The organism is Desulfobacula sp. (genome assembly GCF_021107415.1).
The window spans coordinates 1-4,456 of the sequence record NZ_JAIOSW010000406.1 but is presented as its reverse complement, the minus strand read 5'-3'; the positions used below and the strand labels follow the sequence as shown (position 1 = coordinate 4,456).

General features: G+C 44.6%; 5 protein-coding genes. 3 read left to right on the top strand and 2 right to left on the bottom strand.

The window, feature by feature from the left end; all coding sequences use genetic code 11:
• Positions 1 to 174 precede the first annotated feature (174 nt).
• The 3 genes from K8S13_RS20535 (at position 175) to K8S13_RS20525 (ending at position 1,561) form a co-directional block, all read left to right on the top strand.
• Entirely contained in the window at positions 175 to 945 is a 771-nt protein-coding gene (locus K8S13_RS20535) for an RHS repeat-associated core domain-containing protein (protein ID WP_291465531.1), read from the top strand.
• Positions 946 to 1,031: 86 nt separating this feature from the next.
• Positions 1,032 to 1,328: a hypothetical protein gene (locus tag K8S13_RS20530; RefSeq protein WP_291465529.1), complete on the top strand. Its 297-nt coding sequence runs from the start codon at positions 1,032 to 1,034 to the stop codon at positions 1,326 to 1,328.
• 47 nt (positions 1,329 to 1,375) lie between these two features.
• Entirely contained in the window at positions 1,376 to 1,561 is a 186-nt protein-coding gene (locus K8S13_RS20525; RefSeq protein WP_291465527.1) for a hypothetical protein, read from the top strand.
• Positions 1,562 to 1,563: 2 nt separating this feature from the next.
• On the opposite strand, the gene K8S13_RS20520 is transcribed toward K8S13_RS20525, so the two are convergent.
• Together K8S13_RS20520 and K8S13_RS20515 are read right to left on the bottom strand one after the other, a co-directional pair.
• Positions 1,564 to 3,291, bottom strand: a complete 1,728-nt coding sequence (locus K8S13_RS20520) for an aldehyde ferredoxin oxidoreductase family protein (protein ID WP_291465525.1) — start codon at positions 3,289 to 3,291, stop codon at positions 1,564 to 1,566.
• 35 nt (positions 3,292 to 3,326) lie between these two features.
• Positions 3,327 to 4,456: RtcB family protein (locus K8S13_RS20515; RefSeq protein ID WP_291465523.1), on the bottom strand; the 1,130-nt coding region annotated here is incomplete at its 5' end.

Genomic DNA, 4,456 nt, shown 5'->3' with positions numbered 1-4,456 from the left:
GCCACAGCGATTGCCGACCGCCTCGTTTACAACTCTGATATCCTTATTATGGAGGGAGATAGCTATCGAAAGAAACTATAAAAAAATGACTGATAACATATAGGGTCCTTCTACCCGGGCCTAAATAGGGGGTTTTAAAACTTTGGTTATTGCCAGTGCCGCACAGGTACGTTCATGAACTTGGGTGGCTGGTTTTTAAACGGTGATTTTGGCTGGATTTTAAACCGCTGTTTCCACGGTTCAGACAATCTTGTCATGCGGTTTGAATATGCAGACGACAGAATGCCTGTGGCAGTATCAGCCAACGGTGCCTCCTATTATTTAACCTATGATCAAGTAGGTTCCTTAAGGCTAGTTGCAGATTCATCCGGAAATGTGGTAAAACAAATTGAATACGATACCTTTGGTAACATACTGAGTGATACCAATCCGGTCTTTGAAATACCCTTTGGATTTGCAGGCGGTCTGCATGACAGGCATACAGATCTTGTAAGGTTTGGCTACCGTGATTATGATCCGGAAACAGGTAGATGGACTGCTAAAGATCCAATACTTTTTGCCGGAGGTGATACGGATCTGTATGGGTATGTCCTAAATGATCCGGTTAATTTTATAGATCCGAATGGGCTGGTAGGACTTTCAGGAGCAATTGCCGGAGCAATACAAGGTGGTATTGGCGGGGCATTAACAGGAGGAAAGAAAGGTGCTGTAACAGGTGCGATGGTAGGTGTTGCTCTGGGATTTTTTGCAATGCCACCCTCAGTCAATTATGCTGTGGGAGCAATGCTTGGTGAAATGTTAAATCCGGTAACTCTGGGAGAGTACTTTCCGATGTATCCAATACCGCCAGATCCGAGATTCCATCCTATGCCACCAGATCCAAAAGAAACATTAGTGTTTCCTATGCCGTCAGACCCAAGAGTGACTAAACCTGATCCATGCTAAAATTTTAGTAATGAAGATTGAAGAATTCTCATATTATTATCAGATAAGACAACACAGTTAATGAACAAGTAATACTGGAAAAAAATATGCCTCAAGATTTAATTGAATTATTATATTTGCTTGCTTTTTCATTTATAGTAGCAAGTGCTATTATAATTCCAATGCTTTTGTGGAGAGCTCTCAAGGGACAACCATTATTAGGTTTAAAAAAAAGAAAGAAATTTAAATCCCCGAAAATTTTTTATATTGGAATCATATTCTTTGGTTTTTGTACTTTATGGGCATTCTATGAAAATAGTCCATATCATGGGATGTTTTTACTGATAATTGTTGTTTTATATTTAGTGAGTCTGATTGCATATAAAAAAGGTTGGAGAGGGTAATAATATCGGTGATATATATCAAGCAAGTGGCTAAGGCTACGTCCTAAATGATCCGGTTAATATGGTGGATCCTTTGGGACTTGAAGCCTGGTAAAATAGGCGATGGATTGAGTACAGGAGAAGTTTTTGGCATCAGTATATTATTCGGAGTGTCTGTGTCGGCTGTACAGGGCTTTGCATCATTTGAAAAACATAAGGGCAGAATTTCTGCCCTTATGTTTGGTGTTGTTTAAGGTTAAAATTTAAGTGTTTTTGACAATTCCTCTAAAGTAAAATCCCATTGTGTGTCATGGGGTGGGAAGATTTCATTAAACATTTCAGGAAGCTGATCATCAACTTTGGTGAACCCGGCTTTCCGGTTGAATTCTATTTCATTGTTCAGAATTGATTTACCCAGTTCCATAACATCATCCGGTGTGATGGACAGTCCATGTTGGGCATTGATCATTTTCACAATGGTGGGAAGCCCGTCTTCATTGTCAAGAACGGCAAATGCGACAAAGAGGCACAGTCCTGCTGCATCAATGGCTGCCGTAGCAATTTGAAGACCCTGGGACAGTTCAATATTGCCTTCTTTTTTGTGGGGATCTACGGTTCCGCCGACGGCCAGGAGATTGGCAGTCACACCATAACCGGCGGTATGATCTGCACCCATGGGCGTTGTGGCATAGGTAACCCCAACCCCTTTACAGGATCTTGGGTCATAGGCCGGAAGCGCCTGTTTTTTCACCACAGGGACTCTGTCCACTCCAAGGGCATCGCCGGTGAAGACAGCACCATTGCCAATGATTTTTCCTTCGGGAGTATACTCACCAACCTTTGACAGAAGATCTATGGCTGCCTTGCCGTCTCCCCAGGGAATCATGCCGCCTTCCATGGCAATACCCAGGGTGACACCCATTTCAATGGTATCAAGGCCGAAATCATCACAAAGCCTGTCCAGCATTGCAATAGCATCAATATCGTGGATGGTGGTATGGGCACCAAATGCCCAGATGGTTTCATATTCAAATCCGGAAGTCAGATACTTGCCGTCTTTGTCATGATAAACATTGGAACATTTGATCACACAGCCCGGATGGCAGGGCTCTGTATTAATTCCCCCTCTTTGTTCGGTGAGTTCAGCTATTTTTTCGCCACTGATATCCTTTGCATGTTCAAACCGGCCGGATCTGAAGTTCTTGGTAGGGAATGTACCGGCTTCATTAATCACATTGACCAATACTGCCGTACCAAATGCGGGGAGGCCCTCTCCGGAAACCGGATGACTTCTTAACAGCTCCACCCATCTTTTATTGGCTGCTTTAAAGGCTTCGGAATCTTTGATTTCAACACGGGGGGCACCTTTGTCGTCCACAACAATGGCTTTAATCTTTTTGGCAGCCATCACAGCACCCAAACCGCCACGACCATGGGCACGGCCCGGTCTTCCGTTCATGTCAGCCTGCTGGATACTGGCACCTTTCAGGCATTGTTCACCTGCCTGGCCAATACTTAACACCCCAACGGATTTGCCATATTTTCCCCACAGGTTTTCCATGACAGCATAATTGCCTTTGCCCACAAGATCGCCTGCCGGAAGGATTTTTACCCCGTCATTGTTGATGACAATGATACTGTAGTCATCTGTTTCGGGTTTATCTTCCAGGACAATGGCTGTGATGCCGAGTTTTGCCAGTTTCTGTGAAACAAGGCCACCGGCATTGCTCTCCTTGATACCCCCTGTCAGCGGTGATTTAGCTCCGGCGGAAAGTCGCCCCGAATCTGCTGCAGGAGATCCTGAAAGGATTCCGGGAGCAAAGATCAATTTGTTTGCTTTTCCAAGCGGATGACAGGTCGCCGGCACTTCATCCAGTATCATTTTGGATGTGAGCGCCCGACCCCCAAGACCTGCATAAGCTTGCGGTACTTCTTCAAACCCAAAGGTTTTTTCTTTGGTGTTTACTCTTAAAAGTTTTCCCATTTTTTTTCTCCTTGGCAAGGGTTAATAAAAAAGGTTTATCTTCTCTTTTTTCGTCGTTTTCTTCTGCCGTGCGGCGCCATTTTGACCATCTTAGGTTCAAACTTTGCCACAATTTCAACAAGATCCTTTTGTTGATCCATGACAGCTTCAATATTTTTATATGCCATGGGTATTTCATCAAGTCCAGCAGAAAGTAATAATATTTTCTTTTTTTGTAAAATATCCTGTAAATCTTTAAAACAAAATTGCTTCATGGCAGCCGTCCGGCTCATTCGGCGTCCAGCCCCATGGGCTGCGGATCTTAAGGCTTCATCATTCCCCAGTCCCCTGACAATGAATCCCGGGTCTGCCATGGATCCGGGGATGATGCCTAAAATCCCAATATCCGCCGGTGTCGCACCTTTACGATGGATGATCACGGAGCGCAATCCGATTTTCTCCTTCCAGGCAAAATTATGGTGATTTTCTATGGTTGCAATGGCTTTTTCACCCATAAAGTCCAACACGGCATTATGAATAATTTCATGGTTGGCCGATGCATATCTTCCCATCAGTTCCATGGCCAAAAAATATTCAAGGCCTTCCCCTTTTTTCATATCCAGCCAGGCAAGATTATTTAACGTCCTGCCAAGCTCAGGATGAAGTCTTTTTGCAAGAGTTGAATAATGGTTTGCTATCCTGGCGCCTGCACCCCTGCTGCCCGAGTGAGTTAAAAAAGCAATATATTCTCCTGCTTTTAAACCGATATCATCGTGAGTCAGGCAAAGCTTGCCGAATTCTGCAAAATGGTTTCCCGATCCACTGGTTCCCAATTGTTTGTGTGCCTTGTCTTTTAATGATTTGACAACAGGGCAGAATGTCCAGTCTTCATCCATGACCCGGTGCTGCCTGGGATGTTTGAAGCCTTCTCCCACACCGAATTTTGTCTGGGTTTCAAGGGCCTGCCTGAAGAGCTGTTTATGGGTCTCATACTCCGTGAAAGGTATGGGAAGAACAGATATTTTCATCCGGCAGGCAATGTCAACCCCCACGGCATACGGGATGACAGCATCTTTAACCGCCAGCACGCCACCGATGGGAAGGCCGTATCCCAAATGAGCATCCGGCATTAATGCCCCTTTGACGGAAACAGGAAGGCTTACCGCATCATCCATCTGTGACACAG